The organism is Enterococcus sp. AZ170 (assembly GCF_050545135.1).
Classification (GTDB): Bacteria; Bacillota; Bacilli; order Lactobacillales; family Enterococcaceae; genus Enterococcus_L; species Enterococcus_L ureilyticus.
This window is the reverse complement of record NZ_CP172947.1, coordinates 71748-92339: the sequence shown is the minus strand read 5'-3', so window position 1 is coordinate 92339 and position 20592 is coordinate 71748. Positions and strand designations below refer to the sequence as shown.

15 protein-coding genes are annotated in these 20592 nt (G+C 37.1%); 7 read left to right on the top strand and 8 right to left on the bottom strand.

The features are described from left to right. Window positions 1-120: 120 nt before the first annotated feature. The gene (proB, locus tag IGJ55_RS00400; protein ID WP_429951401.1) at window positions 121-921 is read left to right on the top strand and encodes a glutamate 5-kinase; all 801 of its coding nucleotides are present in this window, start codon (window positions 121-123) and stop codon (window positions 919-921) included. Between the two features lie 17 nt (window positions 922-938). Then, window positions 939-2186: a glutamate-5-semialdehyde dehydrogenase gene (locus tag IGJ55_RS00395; protein WP_069639487.1), complete on the top strand. Its 1248-nt coding sequence runs from the start codon at window positions 939-941 to the stop codon at window positions 2184-2186. A 302-nt stretch (window positions 2187-2488) separates the two neighbouring features. On the opposite strand, the gene IGJ55_RS00390 is transcribed toward IGJ55_RS00395, so the two are convergent. Further along, window positions 2489-4921 (bottom strand): MucBP domain-containing protein, encoded by a 2433-nt coding sequence (locus tag IGJ55_RS00390; RefSeq protein WP_430607030.1) that lies wholly within the window; start codon window positions 4919-4921, stop codon window positions 2489-2491. A gap of 1283 nt (window positions 4922-6204) precedes the next feature. Between IGJ55_RS00390 and hisJ the strand changes: the two genes are divergently transcribed. The 4 genes from hisJ to IGJ55_RS00370 all read left to right on the top strand — a co-directional run bounded on the left by hisJ (window position 6205) and on the right by IGJ55_RS00370 (window position 11770). Beyond that, complete coding sequence (gene hisJ, locus IGJ55_RS00385) at window positions 6205-7038, top strand: histidinol-phosphatase HisJ (RefSeq protein WP_429951407.1); 834 nt, start codon at window positions 6205-6207, stop codon at window positions 7036-7038. A gap of 307 nt (window positions 7039-7345) precedes the next feature. Next, a complete protein-coding gene (locus IGJ55_RS00380; protein WP_430607029.1) occupies window positions 7346-9982 on the top strand; it encodes a YfhO family protein in 2637 nt (878 codons plus the stop codon). Window positions 9983-10132: 150 nt separating this feature from the next. After that, window positions 10133-10642 carry an RNA polymerase sigma factor gene (locus IGJ55_RS00375; RefSeq protein ID WP_429951411.1) on the top strand — a complete coding sequence of 170 codons (510 nt, stop codon included), beginning with the start codon at window positions 10133-10135 and terminating at the stop codon, window positions 10640-10642. After that, window positions 10643-11770, top strand: coding sequence for a hypothetical protein (locus IGJ55_RS00370; RefSeq protein WP_430607028.1), 1128 nt, complete (start codon window positions 10643-10645; stop codon window positions 11768-11770). It begins immediately after the preceding gene. Window positions 11771-11849: 79 nt separating this feature from the next. On the opposite strand, the gene rihC is transcribed toward IGJ55_RS00370, so the two are convergent. The 7 genes from rihC to dhaK form a co-directional block, all read right to left on the bottom strand. Then, window positions 11850-12773 (bottom strand): ribonucleoside hydrolase RihC, encoded by a 924-nt coding sequence (rihC, locus tag IGJ55_RS00365; RefSeq protein ID WP_429951415.1) that lies wholly within the window; start codon window positions 12771-12773, stop codon window positions 11850-11852. Between the two features lie 133 nt (window positions 12774-12906). Then, the gene (locus IGJ55_RS00360; RefSeq protein ID WP_207121137.1) at window positions 12907-13239 is read right to left on the bottom strand and encodes a hypothetical protein; all 333 of its coding nucleotides are present in this window, start codon (window positions 13237-13239) and stop codon (window positions 12907-12909) included. Between the two features lie 131 nt (window positions 13240-13370). After that, a complete protein-coding gene (mprF, locus tag IGJ55_RS00355; RefSeq protein WP_430607027.1) occupies window positions 13371-15962 on the bottom strand; it encodes a bifunctional lysylphosphatidylglycerol flippase/synthetase MprF in 2592 nt (863 codons plus the stop codon). A 157-nt stretch (window positions 15963-16119) separates the two neighbouring features. Further along, complete coding sequence (locus tag IGJ55_RS00350; RefSeq protein WP_069639473.1) at window positions 16120-17247, bottom strand: glycerol dehydrogenase; 1128 nt, start codon at window positions 17245-17247, stop codon at window positions 16120-16122. 24 nt (window positions 17248-17271) lie between these two features. Continuing rightward, on the bottom strand, window positions 17272-17640 hold the full coding sequence (gene dhaM / locus IGJ55_RS00345) for a dihydroxyacetone kinase phosphoryl donor subunit DhaM (RefSeq protein WP_429951420.1): 369 nt from the start codon (window positions 17638-17640) through the stop codon (window positions 17272-17274). Then, window positions 17633-18220: a dihydroxyacetone kinase subunit DhaL gene (gene dhaL / locus IGJ55_RS00340; RefSeq protein ID WP_429951422.1), complete on the bottom strand. Its 588-nt coding sequence runs from the start codon at window positions 18218-18220 to the stop codon at window positions 17633-17635. Before dhaL ends, dhaM begins: the two co-directional genes overlap by 8 nt. Window positions 18221-18295: 75 nt before the next feature. Next, window positions 18296-19279 (bottom strand): dihydroxyacetone kinase subunit DhaK, encoded by a 984-nt coding sequence (dhaK, locus tag IGJ55_RS00335; protein ID WP_429951424.1) that lies wholly within the window; start codon window positions 19277-19279, stop codon window positions 18296-18298. Between the two features lie 314 nt (window positions 19280-19593). Here dhaK and IGJ55_RS00330 point away from each other — a divergent pair, with 314 nt between their 5' ends. Further along, complete coding sequence (locus tag IGJ55_RS00330) at window positions 19594-20586, top strand: dihydroxyacetone kinase subunit DhaK (RefSeq protein ID WP_207121134.1); 993 nt, start codon at window positions 19594-19596, stop codon at window positions 20584-20586. Window positions 20587-20592 lie beyond the last annotated feature (6 nt).

The following is a 20592-nucleotide window of genomic DNA, read 5'->3' as shown; positions in this document are numbered from 1 at the left end:
TCTAAGCTTGGACAAAAGCAGAATTTTTTGTCCAAGCTTTCTTGCAAATAAACGGAAATGGCTAGATAATAGCCTTAAGTAAAATAACCTGGAAATGTTAGGATATAAGTGAGGTCAACCATGCGAAAACAATTAAAAGAAGCAAAACGAATCGTCGTCAAAGTTGGGACAAGTACATTGATCTACCCCAATGGCAATATCAATTTAAGCGCCATCGATCAATTAGCTTTTACCTTATCCGATTTGCGTAACCAAGACAAAGAGATCATCTTAGTCTCGTCTGGCGCAATCGGTGTTGGCTTAAATAAATTAAACATGGACAAACGACCCCCGACCATTCCAGAGCAACAGGCGGTGGCGGCAGTTGGGCAAGCGGAGTTGATGAATATTTACAATCAGCGCTTTTTGACTTATAGCCAGCAAATTGCCCAACTACTATTGACTCGAGATGTGATCGAATATCCTGAAAGCCGTAAAAACGTAACGAATACAATAGAACAATTACTGCAGATGGGCATCATCCCAGTTATCAATGAAAATGATACGGTTGCGATCGATGAATTAGACCATCTGACGAAATTTGGTGACAATGATCAACTATCCGCAATTGTTACCCAACTCATTCAAGCAGATGCCTTGATCATGTTATCGGATATTGATGGTTTCTTTTCTGATAATCCCAATACCAACAAAGATGCCACCCTCTTCTCTGAAATCAACGCTATCAATGACGAGCTTTTACAAGTTGCAGGAGGCAAAGGTAGTCGTTTTGGTACTGGTGGTATGTATAGCAAATTAAAAGCGGCAGAACGCGTATTAGAGCATAATGGCGCGATGATTTTAGCAAACGGACAACAACCTAAAATTATTTTTGATATTTTAGCGGGCGAAATGATCGGCACGTTATTCATTTCATTCTAAAAAAGGGGGAACATTTTATGACTGATTTAATCCAACTAGGGAAACAAGCGAAAGAAACAGCCTACCAATTAGCTTTGATGGATACAAAAACGAAAAATGATTTGTTGTTGCATATGGCCGATGCCATAGAAAATAATACCGAGAAAATCTTAGCTGAAAATCAAAAAGATCTAGCTACAGCCAAAGAAAATGGCATTACTGACACAATGCTAGATCGTTTACGTTTAACTGATGAGCGAATCAAAGACATGGCTGACGGTGTTCGCCAAGTCGCAACATTAGATGATCCAATTGGTGAAGTCGACAAGATGTGGAAAAATGAAGATGGTTTGATGATCGGCAAGCAACGTGTCCCACTTGGGGTGATCGGGATCATCTATGAATCTCGCCCGAATGTGACTACAGATGCAGCAAGTCTTTGTTTTAAAACTGGAAACGCCGTGATTTTACGTGGTGGAAAGGAAGCCTTTTATTCCAATCAAGTCTTAGTATCGGTTTTACAACAGGCACTGGAACAAAAAGGAGCTTCTCCTTTTGCAATCCAGTTTATTGCTGATACCTCTCGTGAAACTGCTCAACAGTTAATGAAACTCAATGACTATCTAGATGTTCTAATCCCTCGCGGCGGTGCAAATTTGATTAAGACGGTCTTAACGACAGCGACTGTGCCAGTGATCGAAACAGGAACGGGCAATTGTCATGTCTATATCGATAAAGAAGCACAGCTAGAAATGGCTACAACGATCATTGTCAATGCAAAATGCCAACGCCCTTCTGTCTGTAACTCAGCAGAAACACTGTTGATCCATCAAGACGTAGCAGCAGATTTCTTACCTGTTATCGAAAAAGCTTTGAATGAATATAATGTAGAATTGCGTGCAGATGAACGGGCAATCACTATTTTTGAACAATCGATCCTAGCAACGGAAGAAGATTGGGAAACGGAATTCAACGATTTTATTCTCGCTGTTAAAGTCGTAGATTCTTTAGAAGAAGCGATCCAACATATCAACCGTTATAACACAAAACATTCTGAAAGTATCGTTAGTGACAATTATTTTGCGACACAACAATTTTTACAACAAGTTGATGCTGCTGCAGTTTATGCTAATGCCTCCACACGATTTACGGATGGATTTGTTTTTGGATTTGGTGCCGAAATTGGGATCAGCACACAAAAATTACATGCACGTGGTCCGATGGGCTTAGCAGAACTAACTTCTACAAAATATATTGTTTATGGAGATGGGCAATATCGGAAATAACTTCAACACAAAATGCTCCAGAGGTAAAGTTGTTTAGATCACTTTATCTCTGGAGTCTTTCTTTATTTTATAAACAGATTTTACTGCTCTTCTTTCCATAAAAAGGATAAGCTTGCAGAGTAATGTACTGAAGCTAAATTTCAGTTTGCCAGATTAAACAAGTTGCTTGAAATGCCCTAACCTTGAAGTAGCTGATTTTCCTACATCATTTATTCAGATTTTACATGATTTTTATAGAACAAAGTATTTTAGTACACCGAATAAGTTGTTCCCATTCAGTCCATTTCTTAAATCCTATTTACCTAAGGTGTAACTCCTACTTGCCATAATATAGACGTTCTATAGCTTCCTTTTTGAATCACTTCATTAGAAAAAACTTCTATTTGTAAACCTGTTTGATCCGTTATCCACTTTTCACTAACGTTGTATCCGCCAGATCCTGTTTCTATCGGTTGGGCTTCTCCTTTTCTTAAGTAGAATTTCTCTGTATCACTCACTTTATAGGTAAGCGCTCTTGGAAGGTCTTCACTTGGGCTGTCGACACTTCTCAATGAATCTTCTAGCGTAGCTGTTAGTGTCCAAGGTGTTTTAGTTACTCGATTATCACCCACAATCAGCGGAACATCATATTTCGGTTGTTCGGCCTTGATATGCGGACGAATCAAATAATTATCGCCAAAGTTCATTTTTGAAGGGAAGGATTCTATATACAGCATTCCTTTAAATTCATACGAAATAGTTTTTGCTGTTTTTTCTATTGTTACCTTCTCCAGTCCAGTAACAAATTCATAATGCTTCTCTTTCAGGTCTGCAATAGTCTTTTTGATTGCCTCGTTTTCTGTTAATATTACTTCACTTTCAATAACACCTTTGATCGTAATCGGATCACTAATCGGTTTTTGCTCTTCATTAACAAATATAACTTGGACTCTTCCTAATGTTTCTTTAAATACATACTCAACACTACTATCTTCCATTCCTATAGTTACAGCCTCATTGTCTGGACGTTTGAGGAGTTCATAATGATTGGCTTCAAGCGTTGCAAGCTTTTGTCTGACCGTTGGATTTTCTCCGACATTAATCGACGTATCGATGGGTAGATTTAAAACAAACGGATCATCAACTGGTTCACCCTCTTCATTAACGAAGTTAACGGTAAGATTCCGCTTGATTCTTGTAAAGATATAGGACACCTGGGTTCCATCTTTTGTAATAAGCACACCATTTTCATTAGTCGGACGGATCAGCTCGGGCTCATATTTCCCTGATGCTTTGATGATGTCAAGTGTACGTTTAACATCCGCGTTTTGTGTTAAATCAGCTGACTCACCAGTTAAATAGTTTTTGACTACCGGCTCTACTCCTGCTAATTGTATTGGTAAATTAGCGTCATCAAGGAAATTGACAGTCACAGAAGAAGGAAAAGGCCCAACATCTGTATACGTCATGTTACTAGTTTTCATTTCCTCAGGATTGTAGACTATTCCCAGATTTTGTATACGGATGCTTTGGGACAAATCACCTTCGTCTTTTACCTTTACACTAAAAGTAGCTACCGCATCGTTGTGACTAGGATTTTCTTCGTTTGATACGAGTACGGCAGATTCACTGTCAGGACTGTTAACAGTCAGCCCACTTGTTGTCAATATTGGACTTGTGCCGTTTATATCCGCAACCGGCACGCCATTAACAGCTGTTGTATTTGGAACATACTCTACATATGGTGAAAGTGTCTCTTTCACTTTAGTCTGTAATGACATGATGTTCCCAGTATTCCTAACACTAAATTTATACTGAATCGTCTCACGATAATTCGCAGTTAGCGGAGCTTGTGCAACTATAGACAATTCAGTATTATATTTTGGAAAGTTCAGTGAAGCAAAGTCTGTAACTAATGTTACTGATCCTCCCATATTTGGTAAATTAGTGCCCTTCTTATCCGTATAAACAACCGTTCCTTCTTCAAAACTAACAATTGCTCCCAAATTATTCTGATCACTGACCAGTAATCTTCCATCTGACATAAATGCAACAGCTGGTGAGTGATCCAACTTAGGAATAGGAAGAACATCCACTATTTCTCCAGTTGCTATTTTTATTTTTAGCATGCGTACTTTTCTATTCGTCGTAGCATCGTTTGAAACAACAGCATACAAAAATCCATTGTCATCTGCCACAGCATCTCCCATAGCATAAAAATCAGATATCGGGAGACTAGTTGAATTGGTCATAGGAGTCTTTGATACCAATGTACGAGCATCGACATCATAAATATAAATATTTAGCTTTCCTTCACTCGATGCTATATCAGAGGTGGTAATGTATTTACCATCTGAAGTGAAGGCACCAGCTCTAGCAGAGCCAGCTAAGCCAGTTGCGTTCCATTCTCGCTGGACGACACCGTTCCAGTCAATATACTGCATAGTAGTTCCGGTATTCGATTTAACATAAAAACCGTCATCTCTTACACCTAAAGCGTTCATATAAGCAAAGCTAACACCTGATCCATTAATTTTTACTATCCTAGTATACCCTTTAGTTACGACATCGTTCTCGTCAAGAGAATACCAAAAAAGATAGTTACTATCCGTATTGTTATTAACTGTTCCATAGACATACTCAGGTCCTTTAGGGATCGTTTCAGCCTGTGCCTCTATAGACAGTGAGAATAGACAGATTACTACTAGAAAGCTGATGATTGCTCCAACGATTGCGTTATTTTTAAAGTTTCTCATAAAAAGTTCTCCTTCCAATTTTACTTCCTATCATAGTGAAAGATTGATACCAAAAGATACCTTCCATCTTTACTTACTTCATACGAATAGTATCTATCTTAATTTCTTCTAGTTAATAAGAATGCATCTTCAACATAACTTCAACCAATTTTAAGTATCAGGTACTTCCGCCTCAACTTCTTAATATAGAAAAATAATAGTTAAATTTATATTGTAATTACCTTTTAACAATTCATCTTATTCTCAGAATGGAACGTACCAAACTTTCTGTTACAAAATTACCACTTCTTACTCCTCCTTACACTATTCTAGTATAAACAAACAAAAAATTCCATAACACAAAAATAGTCTTTTTTTTATGTTTATTTCTTAACTTAAAGAATAAAATTAAATTTAAATGAGTAAATAATATCATTTTATGCTAGCTTCCAGCCATAATTTAAACGTCAAATCAAAGAAAAAATCCTTCTATCATGAACAGGTTAAAATAGTGATACACACAAGATAAAACTACCAATAAATAGCGAATTTATCGATTATCATTGCATTCTATACAAAAATTATAATAGGAGTATTAGCAATCTGATTCGTTAAAGGGTGACTTATTTGATTCAGATTATTCGAATGACTAGCACATCTTCTTTATCAAAACAGAGTCAAATTTCTAGGAAAAAAACTAATTCTTAAAATAACAATTCTTTATTTTAATTCTCTTATTTACGACGAAATAGCTACAGATTTTCCTAAGTAATTATCTTCTTATCAATTATCATTTTCATTCATAAATACCGTGACTTCACGCAACAAAAATCCATTCTACGTTGATTAATCACAGATTGAATTTTTGTATCCGTATAAAAAAAGGGAACTTGATTCTAATAAACGAGCTCTTCAATATTCTTTTTTTATCTTTCTAACTTTATTCTTTTTAATAATTTAAAATAAAAAAATTATTCCACGACAAAATTTACTTTACCATCCAATATACAACACACAACCTTTTGATCGTACTGTTTGAATTGTTTCCGATGTGCCTATCACTTATACAAATTACTGATTCGATAAAATTTATGATCTTCACTGCTCTTTCAGTTATGAATAATAGTGATTGAGCAATTGCTACCCTTGCTCAGTCAGCCTTGGATCAGCATAATGAATCCCAAATTCAGATAATTTTGCTAAAAATATTTAGTTCGAAAATAAAAGAGGATAGACAGAAAATAAATTATACGATAGCATATAAATTAATTATGCAAAAATAGATAACCACAAGGAGGGAGCTCATGGTTCACATGCGTGACGGTCACACCCACACAGAATTTTGTCCACATGGAAAAGTCGAAGATACAGAATTGCTAATTAAACGTGCAATCAGCCTCGGATTTAAAGAATACAGTATTACAGAACATGCCCCATTACCTAAAGGGATTGAAAAAAAAGCAGCTGGTGATCTTGACGTGTGGACAACTGCGTCCATGGCTTTAAATGATGTGGATAACTATTTTAAAAGGATGAATGAACTGCGGAAAAAGTATGCCTCTGACATCATTATCCACATTGGATTTGAATTGGATTATTTTTCAGATTTTGTAGGTTGGACTCGAGATTTTTTAGCGGAATATGGTCCTCAAACTGATGATGGCATTTTATCTGTCCATTTCCTCGAAGGACAAGATGGATTGCGTGGGATCGACTATTCTTTTGAAGAATATAAGAGTGGGGTAATTGACTATTTAGGCAGCTTTCAAAAAGCCCAAAATCTTTACTACCAATGCGTTTTAGACTCTCTAGAAGCTGATCTAGGTCCTTTTAAACCTAAACGTCTAGGTCACATTTCTTTGTGTCAAAAATTCGAACGTTTTTTTGATGAAGAAACAAGCTATTCATCAGAAAATAAAATACTTGTCCACACCCTATTGAGCCGTATTCAACAAGAAAAATACAGCTTAGATTTAAACACAGCAGGATTTTATAAACAAGGTTATCAACAGAGTTATCCACAGGTGTGGATAACTCAAAAAGCGATTGAATCAGGGATTCCATTGGTTTATGGATCAGACACTCACGCACTAAACGATGTTGGTCAAGGATATGACAAAATTCAGCATTGGCTTTAAAAAAACTAAGACTCACTGATATTTTCTTCCATGAGTCTTAGTTTTTCGGTTAATTCAACACTTCCATGTTGCATGTTGCCACAGGCTTATAGACATTTAGTTGACCCGCTCCTCTTGTCGTCTCATTAATATTTATATGAATTATTTATTCATGAAAATTATTGTTAGAATAGCTAATTAAACTATTTTAACAATAATTTTCCACTTAAACCCTTCGATTTTCATTAATTTTTTCTTTCTGGCGATCAATTTTTCTATGGATATGCTAAACTATATATATTCTATTTATTACGTTGTGAGGTTGATTATGAAGAAAAAAATACAGACATTTATCAAAGAAAACTGGCCATATATGACCGCCAGCTTTTTCATTCCCTTTTTTGTGATGGTCATTATTTATTTAAGTCTCGGAATTTATCCTGGAAGTAGCCGTAGTGTGATGGCCAGCGATTCCTTTTCACAATTTTCCAATTTCCATGCTAGTTTCAATAATATGCTGCATGGCAAACAAAGTATTTTTTATACTTGGAATGCATCCTTAGGACTAAATTATCTCTCATTGATTTCCTATTATCTTGGTGGGCTATTTACGCCACTAGTCATTTTCTTTAAAAATCAGAATATTCCTGATGCCTTGTATTTGATTACTTTGCTGAAAATCGGTTCAGCTGGCTTAGCGTTTTGGTTCTTTGCTAAAAATACTTATAAGATACCAAGATGGGGCCATGTGATGCTTAGTGTGCCATATGCTTTGATGTCATTTGCTACGGCGCACTCAGAAATTATTATGTGGTTAGATGCGTTTACTTATCTACCGTTGGTTATTTTAGGAATTCACCGCTTGATGGATGAACGAAAACCAACACTATTATTTGTAAGTTATCTACTATTGTTTATCTCAAATTTTTACATGGGCTTTATGATCGGTATCTTCTCTTTCCTATATTTTATCGCCCGAATGTTGACAAACTGGAAGAGTTATAAAAAACGTATCCTACCTTATGGAATCACCTCACTTTTAGCAGGTGGCGCTTCGATGATCTTAGTATTACCAGCGGTCCTTGATTTACGAGCAAATGGTGAAACCTTGTCACAAGTCACTCAATTTAAAACCGAAGCAACTGCTTTTTGGGATATTGTCATGAAAAATATGATCGGTGTTTATGACACGACGAAGTACGGCTCGATTCCCTTTATCTATGTGGGGCTACTTCCTTTGATATTCTGTGTTTTCTACTTTATCACAAAAGAAATTCCTAGGAAAAACAAGCTATTATTTGGTAGTCTGTTTATCATTTTAATTGCTAGCTTTTATATCACACCACTAAATTTATTTTGGCACGGGATGCATGCACCGAATATGTTCTTGTTCCGTTATAGTTTCCTCTTTTCTTTCTTAGTGGTGCTACTAGCGGGATATGGCTTTGAGAAATTCAAAACTGATGATTTAGGGGTACTAGCGGGCTCTACGATCATGCTGATTGCGATTTTTGCACTAGCTGAAGGGACAAAAAGTACGACAAGTTATGACTATATTCCGATTTCAGCATTTGTCATCACAGCTTTATTTTTACTCCTGTATCTTGCCGGAATTGTTTTTTATCAATTAAAAAAAATACCGATGCATTATCTGATTGTCTTACTGTTATTGCTTGTTTCAACAGAGGCGTTTATCAATACCAATTCAATGCTAAAAGGGATTTTAGAAGATTGGAACTATGCTTCACGCAGTCTTTACTCAGAACCATATCCATCAATCAAACAGTTGGTCGATAAGACAAAAAAAGAGAATGATTCTTTTTACCGCTTAGAAAATTTAAACCCTGTTTCTTCTAATGATAGTATCAACTATGGCTACAGCGGAGTCAGCTTGTTTTCTTCCATCAGAAATCGACATTCTTCTGCTTATTTAAACGATCTAGGATTTCGGTCTAGAGGAACTGGTTTGAATATTCGCTACCCAAATAACACGTTACTGATGGATTCACTCGTTGGAATTAAATACAATATTTCGGAAAGTGATCCCTTGAAATTCGGCTTTTTCCCAATAGATAAAGCTGGGAAATTCTCATTATACGAAAACAGCAATGCGTTGCCTTTAGGCTTTTTAGCTGATAATGATATCTACAAAGTCAAACAACCTACTAATGATAATTTAACTAGTCAAACGGCACTGTTCAATGCCTTATCTAATCAAAAACAAACGTACTTTAAGTTTTATCAACCAACGATCATTAATAAAAATAATGTCAAAATCGAACAAAATGCAGGGAATGTAACGTATAAAGAAGTGCAAAACAACATTGCCAAAGATATTACCTGGACTGTTGATGTACCAGCTTATACACAAGCTTACCTAAGCCTGTTTCCAACCGATTTTGGCCAATTGGAAAGTTCGACTGCTACAATGTCTGTGAATGGGACGAGTCAAAAATCTCAGATCAATATTACAGGACAATATTACAATATCGGTTACTATGACAAACCTACCACGGTTACGTTTACGGTTAGTTTCTACGGTACAACAGCTGTTAGTTTTATGGAACCTAAGGTGGTTGGTTTAGATACAAAAGCCTTTGAACGTTCTATTCAGGCAATTCAAGATAAAGGCGCTGATTTAACAGCTAAAGGACGGAAAGCTGTTGGAACTGTGAACGCAGAGAAAGATCAAGTCCTTTTAACAACGATTCCTTATGACAAAGGATGGAAAGCCTATGTCGATGGAAAAAAAGTACCCGTTGAACCATTTAAAAAAGCCTTTGTTAGTATTCCCGTAACGCAGGGTGAACATACAATTGAATTTGTTTATCTGCCAGAAGGATTTATGCTTGGTGTGGTTTTGTTTATTGTTTGTATTGGTGGCTTTGTGGTCTATGTACGATTCACAAACAAGCCAAAACTGGCGTTAGTAAAATCGAATAAGCGTAAGCGTCGAAAACGTTAAATCGATGATTTGTGAGCTTGGGACTGGCGTCCCAAGCTCTTTTTTTGTAATGCTCATCATAAATCTCTACAAAAAAAGAAAAATAAATTTCGATGAAACCTTTTTGATAAAATTAGAGTCTAAACAGTTATAAATAGGAGGGGGAAGTCCATGAAAAAAAAGGAACAAATAAGTTTGGTTAAAAAAGCAAAAACAGGCGATGCACAATCGTTTATAAAACTTTGTGAAGCCTATCAAATCGTACTATACAATTCAGCTTATAAATTACTTTTAAATAATGAAGATGTTGCAGACTGTCTGCAAGAAACTGAAATTCGCGCGTGGCAAAAAATTACGAATATCAAAAATGACGCAGCGTTTAATTCTTGGATTTTTAGAATTATGATCAATATTGCTAAGGACATTTTAAAAAAAAGAGTTGAAACAGTTAAATTTGAGGAAAGTTATATGAATACTAAAGAGAGCAACTATGAAAGATCTCACTTAGAAGAAGAATTTAACCAGTTACCAGATAGGTATAGAATCCCGATCATTTTACATTATTACGCAGGTTTTAACATTAACGAGATTGCTGAACAACTGAATCTATCTAAAAATACTGTTAAAACAAGGCTTGCACGTGGCAGAATAAAATTAAAAATATTATTGGAGGAGAAGTGAATGGATAAAAAGAAGAATGATATCATCCGACAAGAAACGGAAATTCCAAAAGAAGTAATGGATAAATTAGTTCAAAATCGCGAGAATATTTTAAATAATCCTATAAAGCAGGAAAAAAAGAAATTCAACATTAAATTCAAAAAACAACTCATTATCACTTTGGCAATAGTTGCGTCTCTTATTCTAATTGCCCTGATCAATCCACAAACGAATACAGCAATCAAAAATGCTTTAGGCATTAGTACTGATTCCGGTGTTGTAACTGTGGAAGAACACGGTATCCAAACAGAACTTAATTTAACCAGTACCTATAATAATCGAGAAATCACCGTAACAAAATTCGTTTCAACTAAGAAAAGATTTGCTTTTGACTATCAATTTAAATTAGACGATGAAAAATTAAAGGAGTTACTGGAAAAGCAACAGTCCCCTGATCGAAAATTTACCAAATTCGCTACAAATTTTCAAGATTTTGACATTGGCCTCTTTGTTGATGGCCAGACTGACGATATCCGTGGGGGTGGAATGTATAACTCTACTTTTCATGTAGAAGGAGATACTTTTTACGGTTCTGTTACTGCAACGCTTAATCAAGAAGACATACCTAGCAACGCTAAATTAACGCTTCATATTTATAAACTTATGTGGCAGGATGCTGAGGAGCTGGATCAAGCCTTTACCGAAGCTTCTAAAACCAATAGTCCCTTCGGCGTTGATAATGCTTTAACATACGAAGGCGATTGGCGTTTTGATATTGCTTATAAACCCTTGACTCAAACGGCTGAGACTCAGTTTAGTAACCTAAGTAATATCACAAATCCAACCGCTAGCAGTGATGCCTTGCAAACAACAGTCAAATTTATTACGCCTCTTAAAAATGACGTTTATCCAGCAGCTCTGCTTTACAAAGATGGTGTAAGAACGGAAAATCAAATTCTTACACAATTATTTAATTACGAAACGGGTGAAATGGCGTTAACTTTAAGTATAAGTGCACTAGATACGTCCTCTGTGTATACGGTTCAAGTAAACGAAATTGATGACTTCACTGGTGAACCGATTGAAGAAATTGGTCATTTTGACATTCAAAATAAAAAAGTACCCTACCCTCATTCTGAAACTAAATAAATCGAAAAAAGCGAATCCTCTAAATTAAAAAATATAGAATAAAACCAATCGCGGTTTTATTCTATACTTTAATATACCATCAATCACACTTCTCAATTGCTTCTAAAAACCATTGTCTAAATAGCTGCTCGTCAAGATCGACACAGACTCGACAGTTGTCCTCTTTTCCCAAATAGCCATCTAAATCTACCAAAGTAGCCCCCGCTGTCAACATGCCTTGTGTTTCAACCGCAACATAAGCTTGCTTAACGTCAAACATTTCAGGCGCTAACAAATACGCAATCGCGCAGCCATCATACATCTTCAAACCAGTATCTAAGCTGCCGCCACGATATTTTCTAAACAAGTGATCGATCATATCCCCAGTTTTATTCATTTTCTGAATCTGTTCTCGCTCTTTGGGCAGAACTAGTGCCTTCTCCCCAACATCTAATCCAACCATGGTTAACGAAATTTTACTTTCAAAAACAATCTTTGCCGCTTCAGGATCAGCAGCAATATTGAATTCTGATAACACGCCTTGGTTGCCTCGACCTAGTGCTCCTCCCATAATCACCAATTCTTCAATTTTTTCCGCACACTCTGGATATAACCTAAGCAGCAGTGCAATATTTGTCAATGGACCAATCCCAACGATCGTTGTTTTTACTTTAGAGTCCATCAATACTTTATACATCTCGATCACTGCATGATTTTTTGTCAATAATTCATACTTAGATTCTGGAAAATCATACCCATCCATTCCTGAATTTCCGTGAACATCACTGGCATTGATTGCTTCACGAAGTAATGGCCGATCTGAACCAATCGCTACAGGAATCGTCTTATCCCAAAATGCCAATAGTTTCAGCAGATTTTTTGTTACCTTATCCACGCTAACATTGCCAGCAACGGTAGTAAATAATCGAATATCCAACCTCTCATCAAATAGCGCAGCAGCAATTGCAGCAGCATCATCAATTCCTGGATCTGTGTCAATGATGATTCTTCTTGTATTTTTCATGTTACTTTATCCTTCCTTTTAAACTCTAGCTATGCTGAAATTTCTCCCAAACCAGCTTATTAAACTAGAGCTACCCTTTTTATATAAAAAGACTGTAAACAGCAAAAAACTGATTCTTTGGCTTCTTCTATTTTTAATAGTCTAATTGTTTCAAATGTAGTAAAAATGAATCTGTTGTTAAACGCTTAATCGTGTATAACCGTTCAATTTGTTTACGGATTTTTTTGTCTTCTTTTGTAGCCGGATCAAAAACATCCAGCAATTTGTTCGCTCCATACTCTACTAAAGTACCGACTCCACCACTACCAATGGCAAACCCCATCATTTCAGTATCATTTAGCTGTCCTTTTTTGATTTCTGCGATGTTTTGACTAAAATCCCCTACAACGATAATTTCATCTGTCTGTTTAGCTAATTCTACAGCTAATTCAGCTTTAGTGCTGACACTCACCCGTTCAATCGTCATCTCAAAAACCTCCAGTATACCTTTTCTAATTATTATACGCTATCTACATTTTTTTACTAGAGGAACTTGAGACTTAAAAAGCTGAGAACAAAACCTACTCTGGCGTTGTTCTCAGCTTTTCTATTTTATAGTTATGATCCGACCATTACCTCTTCTACCAAAGAAACTACTTTTCCTTTGCTTCGTTCAATCAACAAAGCCAACTGGATAATGGCAAATAACACATTGCTTTGTTTGGAGTAAGCAAAATATCTAGATTCCCACGTTGTCACATATTGCTCTTTCTCTTTTCTGGTGTCTTTGAAGCCGTACATTTGATCCCCATACTTATAAAAAATGTTAATCAATCGCTCATTTAAAAACGAGTATTTTGTTTCCCCAACATTTGATAACGGAGCTGCACCTAGATCCACAGAATCATAGCCGCGTTTTTGATACTCTGCAATAAAATGCGTCAATAAATAATCGGTCACAGGCTTTGGCGCCGCTTCAACATAACGTAACAAATCATAAGACATTTTACGATGCTGAACGATTGGCTTTGCCGTGATAAAGCCGATCACTTCATGGCCCTCATTTCGCAATACACCAAGATCACTTAAATCTAAATATGCTCTGTCAAAACGACCGCCGACAAAATTACGTTCCCGCTGTGACCCTAACCAGTCATCTGACACACGAGCTAGTTCTTGAAACACCTCATCTGAAACAGGTTCACGATACATTGTAAATGTATACCCTAAATTAGTTAAATGCTGTAATTCCATACTATTTGTTGCCAAAGAAAGTGGTGTTGACTCGATACTTGCAAAATCAACGATTCCTTCCTCTCCAACTTTCATAAATTCAAAGCCTAAATCATGTAAAAGCATTGTATATTTTTCGCTTACTCGATAAAAAGCGGCTTGATAGCCAAGCAAATCAGCTGCATCCATAAACGCTAGTGTCGCTTGTGCCCATTTTTCCTGATTGCCGATCGGATCTGCCAGTACAAAACATTTGTTGGCCTTGACTTGATAAGCAAATAAGACTTCATCTTCACCGTTTTCTTGATAATAATAATAGGAATAATTTTTTAAATGTAACGGATGACTGCCTTGTGTCCCTCCATATTTAGTGATCAACGTTGTTAAACGCTCGCCTTGATAAGAATTCCCTAACCGCTTTGAAGTCTCAGCTAAGTATTGATATAGCGTGATCAAGCCGATCATTGAGACCCCTAACCCTAGTAGTCCTGAAAACCACACATCATCCGATGGAAATAATAAGAACATATGTGGCAATGGTCCTGCTTTATCCGGATGAGAACTATAATAGCCCGCAACCGCATAAATGATAAACAAAAAGCTAAACAAAACCCCATCAACGGCAAGAGCCCCCCAAGAATAAACAAATTTTTCTCGATAAAACTCTTTCCTTGCTAAAAAAACGGCTGAAAGAATCACGAGATAAACCAGAATCAACTGCCAAGAGGCTGTCCGAGAAATTGTATTGATAATACCAAAAATCAATAATCCAATCGTTGGCCAGTACGCTTTTTTCACTTTCATTGAAATCCCTCTCGCTAAACCTAAAAGTAAAAAACCGATCAACATATTAAACGTTTGGTCTAAAAAGTCAAAGGAAAATGGCAATAAAAATTTAAACAATCGACTAACGTTGGATAAGTTCGTGATCGTAGACAATAAAACCATCATGATTCCCGCAAAATACAGAGCCGCTACTAAAATAAAATGGGCTACTTTCTGTGAAAAAATCTGTGGTAAATTGTCAAAAAAACGATTGATCTTAATGCCTGTTTGATGGATAAATAAAATAATTCCAGTAATAAACGGGAGGACATAATAGAATAAACGATAATAAATCAACCAAACAACTGCAGTTGATTGCCCCACCCCTAATTGTGAAAGACCTAAAATCATCAACACATCAAACGTACCCATCCCCCCTGGAACCATGGTCAACATGCCAATCAACGTGGCAATCACAAACATTGGGTAAACAGAAAGTAACGAGACATCCACTTGCATCAACGCACCCACACTTAAAAAGACAAACATCGCACCTAGCCATTGCCCAAAGGAAGCCCCGAACAAAAGAAAAATCCCTTTCGGAAAAAAATCTTTAAACAACGTATACTTCTTTAACTGCGCAAATAGCAACAATGCTGGTGCGATCAAACTTCCAGCAAGTAGCCAAACCCAATACTCCCTGAATAGACTATCTGGTCGAATAAAAAAAATATCGATAAATGCTACAAAGGCTAAGATAGATAGACCAGAAATCATAAACAACGCTACTTTAGAAACGGTCGCAACAACTTTTTTACGTGGCGCTTCCTTGCCATAAAAATTGGCCCGCAACGTCGCACCAACGACACCGCCAAAACCGGCAAGATTATTGATCGTATTTGTGACCCAGGCAGAGACAAACCATTCCCAACGATTCATTTTCGGCTTCCCTTGTTCTTCTAGGACTTTCACCACTACTAAATCATATAAAAGCATTGGTAAAACCCCAAGTAAGCCCGCTAAAATCATTCCGATAATTCGAAAACGACTTTGCTGCCCCATTGTCTGAAAAACATCCTGCCAAGTCATTCCCTGCACGATATGTGTCACTTGATTGGCTACGAAAATCAAGACTGAGCCAAGAAATATCAGCTTTAATAATAAGCTGTGTTCTTTCATCCAATGAAATAATTGATTCAATCGATTTTTCATCTGCTCACCACCTTTATATAATTTAAGAGTTTTCTTTTATATGTTATCTTATAACCGATTGTTTTTCCAGTTTCACTCTTGAAATCCTTGATTTATACACAAAAACAGTTGTTAAGCTTCACTATCCAAGCTTAACAACTGTTTCAAACGGGTGATCCTATTTGTTCTTATACTCTTGCCCAATCTTATCGGCCACAATAATTGCTGCTTTCACTTGATCCACAGTAATCGGAAATGGCATTGAATGAATCGATTCTTCTGGAATACATGATTTTTCAGCAACTTCTGTTAGCTCAGCATCTGAGATTTCCTTCACCCCTAAATCGGCTAAGCAAACTGGTAACCCGATCGACAAAGCAAAATCCAATACTTCATATAATTCCGCTTTTGGTGCATTTTCTAAAATCAACTGACAAATCGTGCTGAACGCTACTTTTTCGCCATGTGTTGCGCCATGTGCATCATGTAAAACAGTCAAGCCATCATGAATCGCATGGATTGCTGCAAGTCCTGCACTTTCAAACCCTAAACCTGAAAGTAAGATATTTGCTTCAATAATATTTTCTAAGGCAGGTGTTACCACATTATTATCTGAAGCTTCCTTTGCCTTCAAACCATCCTCTAAAATCGTTTCATAACATAATTTCGCTAATGCCAAGGCTGTATTGGTTCCTTTAGCTGGGGGACAGACCCCTTCACGTGCACCACAAGGCAATCCTGCATTTACATTAGAATAAGAATTATGTGTTGCTCTTGCTTCAAAATAAGTGGATAAGGCATCTCCCATACCAGAAACTAGAAAACGTGTTGGTGCATTCGCAATCACTACTGTATCTATCAAAACGACACTTGGACTTTGAACAAAATAAGCATAGTCATCGAATTGACCTTCTTCGGTATAAAGAACAGCTGAGTGACTCGTTGGCGCGTCCGTTGCTACAATTGTTGGAACAATGATCAAGTTATGCCCTTGTGCTACACATTTCGCCGTATCAATGGCTTTACCACCACCAAGACCGATTATACAATCACAGGCATTCTCCTCAGCTACTTTTTGCAAACGAGCAACTTCTACCCTTGAAGCTTCTCCATGAAAATTACTTTCAACAAAGGAAATAGCAAATGTTTCTGCCGTTTTATCCAGTTTATCTTTTACACGATTTACATCATCTGCATGAGCGATCAGTAAAGCTTTTTTCCCAAAAGTTGTGACAAAGTAACCTAAATTCAATAACTCATCTTCACCTTGAACGTATTTTGCTGGACTAATAAACGCTTTTCTCATGTGTATAAACTCCTATCCTTTAACTTATTTTATTTTTAAAGGGGCTAGCTGCTCCTTTATCGCTTCGATCGGTGTGTTTACTTGTAACAACGCTGCCGCTGTATATGCGCTTTCTACTAATGCTGTATCAAATAATAACACTTCTTTTTCTGTCATATCGATAGCCATTTCTAAATTCATTTTTGCGCTGCCTAAATCGTAAAATGCAAATAGAGTTGGCGCAGGATTCTTTTCAAATGCATCCATGATTTTTTCAAATGATGTTCCAACCTCACCTTGATCTAATCCTGCTGCGACAGTGATTGGCACATCTTTTGCCACTTCTTGGATCAAACGATCGACTCCTTCGCCGATTTCTTTGACATGTGACACAATTACTACACCATTATTCATCAATCACACCTGCTTCCATTAAAGATTGAAAGAAATACATACTGGACATCGCTCCTGGATCGATATGGCCGATGGATCGCTCCCCTACATATGAAGCGCGACCTTTTGTCGCCACAATATCCTTTGTTGCTTCTACAGCGGATTCCAATGTTGCTTCGGTTAATTTGTTCTCCTTGATTGCTGCAAGTGCTGGTGCCCATTCGTCTAGCATCGTCTTTTCACCGGGCTGACTATTTCCTCTTTTTTCAATACCAGCTAAACCAGCTTCTAAAATCGGCAACACATCGGATGTTGTTGCCGCAGCTTTTGCCATTTCCATCATTGCAGTTCCGTATAGCGGACCAGAAGCACCGCCAACTTTACTGATCAACGCCATCGCAGTCAATTTAAAAACATCTTGAACACTTGCAGTTTCTTTATTCTGCAAGCTCTCACTTACCGCTTCCATCCCACGAGCCATATTATTTCCATGATCGCCATCTCCGATCGGTGTATCTAGTTCACTTAAATAATCTTTATTTTGATCGATTTTCTCTTTAAATAATTGTAGTGCTTTTTTTGAGTTATCTATTGTAAACATGGTCATTCCTCCTATTTTTCAAACTAATAATACAGCGAACCGTCTAATAAGCTTTAACAAAATAACGCTAAATCATTACCATGCTACTGTATTAACCTCTTCATTCAGAGCTTCTACCCAATCAGCTTCTATTTTTAATAACGTGATAGAAATCCCTGCCATTTCCAATGAGGTCATATAATTCCCAACCTTTGAAAAAGAAATTTTGATTCCTTCATTGTCTAATAAGCGCATCGCATCATTATAAAAAATGTATTGTTCCATCAATGGTGTTCCGCCTAAGCCGTTCACTAAAATGGCGAACTTTTCCCCTTTTTTCCATTGGAAAGCTGCAGCTAATTTTGAAATCAATTCTTCCACCATCGCCTTAGAAGGTTTGATTTTTTCTCGTTTATAACCAGGCTCACCGTGAATTCCAACCCCAAATTCAATCTCATCATCGCCTAAAACAAAACCAGGTTTTCCAACTTCAGGTACTGTTGCACCAGTTAAAGCAACACCAATCGTTTTAATATTCTTGACAACACGTTCTCCTAAGTCGACTAACTCATCTACAGATGCGCCTTTGCGTGCTGCCGCACCTAGAATTTTATGAACCAAAATAGTTCCAGCTACCCCACGTTTTCCTTGAGTATACGTACTATCTTCAACTGCGATATCATCATCCACGACAACTGTGCCTACTTTGATATCTTCCATTTCTGCTAAATCTTTAGCCATATCAAAATTCATGATATCGCCCGAATAGTTTTTGACGATCATTACAACACCTTCACCCTGATCAATCGCTTTGATTCCCTCAAGAATCTGGTCTGGTGTTGGGGATGTGAAAACTTGACCGCAAACCGCGGCTTGCAGCATACCTGATCCGACAAATCCGGCATGAGCTGGTTCATGTCCACTGCCACCACCGCTGATCAAGGCAACTTGCTTACCAATTTCTTTTTGCTTCAATACAAATGTTTCTGGAATTTGCTCGATCATTTCATGATGCGCTCGGATAAAGCCTTGGACCATTTCTGGCACGACATTTTGTGCTTGGTTAATAATTTTTTTCATGGTATTCCCTCCTATTATGCCTATGCTTTAGTGACACCAATTTCGTCTTAATTAGCCTCTCGAGAAAAAGATGATCATATATTGTGGCCAACAATCACTACCTTCATATTTTCCTGTTTTTCTGTCGGAGTTAGACGAGCCTGCTGCGCTTCTACTTATTGTATACGTTTACAATACTCGCATATGCAAAATGTTGCAACGGACAAACTACAAAATGTGTCCGCTTTCATTTTATTCTACCTAAAGATTGTAGTTTTCAAATAGAATACAGCGTATAATGAAAACAGATATTATTGAAAAGGGGCAGAGGCTCAATGAAACAGTTAATTAATTCCAGCGGACAGATTCGTCAGCAAGTATTAGCTGGACTTACCTATACATATAACGACACATTAACTTGGCACAAACAAACTGGCATCGTTACTAAAAAAACAATCTCTAAAAATAAAGTCGTTTTGATTAGCGGAGGTGGTTGTGGACATGAGCCTGCTCACGTTGGCTACATCGGTGAGAATATGTTGGATTGTGCGGTAATGGGGACTATTTTCGAGCCGCCTGCCAGCTCTGAAATTCTTCAAGCTATCGAAGAAACCTACAATGGGCAAGGTACTTTACTGATCATCAAAAATTTTGAAAAGGATTTAGCACGTTTTCTAGAAGCTGAACGTCTAGCTAAAGCAAAAGGGCTAACAATCGCTCATGTAATAGTAGATGATGATTGTTCCATCGAAAGTGGTACATTAAAAAAAAGACGTCGCGGTGTAGCTGGAACTGTTTTGGTTCATAAGATTTTGGGCGCTGCTGCATCGCAAGGAAAATCTCTAGATGAACTCCAATCCTTAGGGGAAAAGCTGATACCGCTGATCAAAACATTAGGTGTTGCTTTTTCACCCGCCTCTCCTATTGGAGTCATTCCTCAACAATATGAGTTAGCAGAAGATGAAATGTATTTTGGTATCGGGATTCACGGAGAGCCTGGTTACCGTATCGAAACGATGCAATCATCTGAACGAATCGCTATTGAGTTGGTCAATAAATTAAAACAACAATACGCAAAAAAAGACCTGACCCAAGTAGCTGTATTAGTGAACGGACTAGGCAACACTCCCTTACTAGAACTTGGTGTTTTTATGAATGATGTTCAACAATTAATGGACATTGAAGACATTCAGGTAGTCTATAAACGAATGGGCAATTTCTTAACTGCATATAATACAAATGGTCTTTCTTTAACTTTATTAGCAATCAAAGACGATAAATGGCTAGATTATTTACGTATTCCGACTGACGCCTTTGGTTGGAGATAAACAGAC

Coding starts and splice junctions, on each gene's coding strand:
- proB (WP_429951401.1), top strand. CDS start 121: ATGCGAAAACAATTAAAAGAAGCAAAACGAATCGTCGTCAAAGTTGGG.
- IGJ55_RS00395 (WP_069639487.1), top strand. CDS start 939: ATGACTGATTTAATCCAACTAGGGAAACAAGCGAAAGAAACAGCCTAC.
- IGJ55_RS00390 (WP_430607030.1), bottom strand. CDS start 4,921: ATGAGAAACTTTAAAAATAACGCAATCGTTGGAGCAATCATCAGCTTT.
- hisJ (WP_429951407.1), top strand. CDS start 6,205: ATGGTTCACATGCGTGACGGTCACACCCACACAGAATTTTGTCCACAT.
- IGJ55_RS00380 (WP_430607029.1), top strand. CDS start 7,346: ATGAAGAAAAAAATACAGACATTTATCAAAGAAAACTGGCCATATATG.
- IGJ55_RS00375 (WP_429951411.1), top strand. CDS start 10,133: ATGAAAAAAAAGGAACAAATAAGTTTGGTTAAAAAAGCAAAAACAGGC.
- IGJ55_RS00370 (WP_430607028.1), top strand. CDS start 10,643: ATGGATAAAAAGAAGAATGATATCATCCGACAAGAAACGGAAATTCCA.
- rihC (WP_429951415.1), bottom strand. CDS start 12,773: ATGAAAAATACAAGAAGAATCATCATTGACACAGATCCAGGAATTGAT.
- IGJ55_RS00360 (WP_207121137.1), bottom strand. CDS start 13,239: ATGACGATTGAACGGGTGAGTGTCAGCACTAAAGCTGAATTAGCTGTA.
- mprF (WP_430607027.1), bottom strand. CDS start 15,962: ATGAAAAATCGATTGAATCAATTATTTCATTGGATGAAAGAACACAGC.
- IGJ55_RS00350 (WP_069639473.1), bottom strand. CDS start 17,247: ATGAGAAAAGCGTTTATTAGTCCAGCAAAATACGTTCAAGGTGAAGAT.
- dhaM (WP_429951420.1), bottom strand. CDS start 17,640: ATGAATAATGGTGTAGTAATTGTGTCACATGTCAAAGAAATCGGCGAA.
- dhaL (WP_429951422.1), bottom strand. CDS start 18,220: ATGTTTACAATAGATAACTCAAAAAAAGCACTACAATTATTTAAAGAG.
- dhaK (WP_429951424.1), bottom strand. CDS start 19,279: ATGAAAAAAATTATTAACCAAGCACAAAATGTCGTGCCAGAAATGGTC.
- IGJ55_RS00330 (WP_207121134.1), top strand. CDS start 19,594: ATGAAACAGTTAATTAATTCCAGCGGACAGATTCGTCAGCAAGTATTA.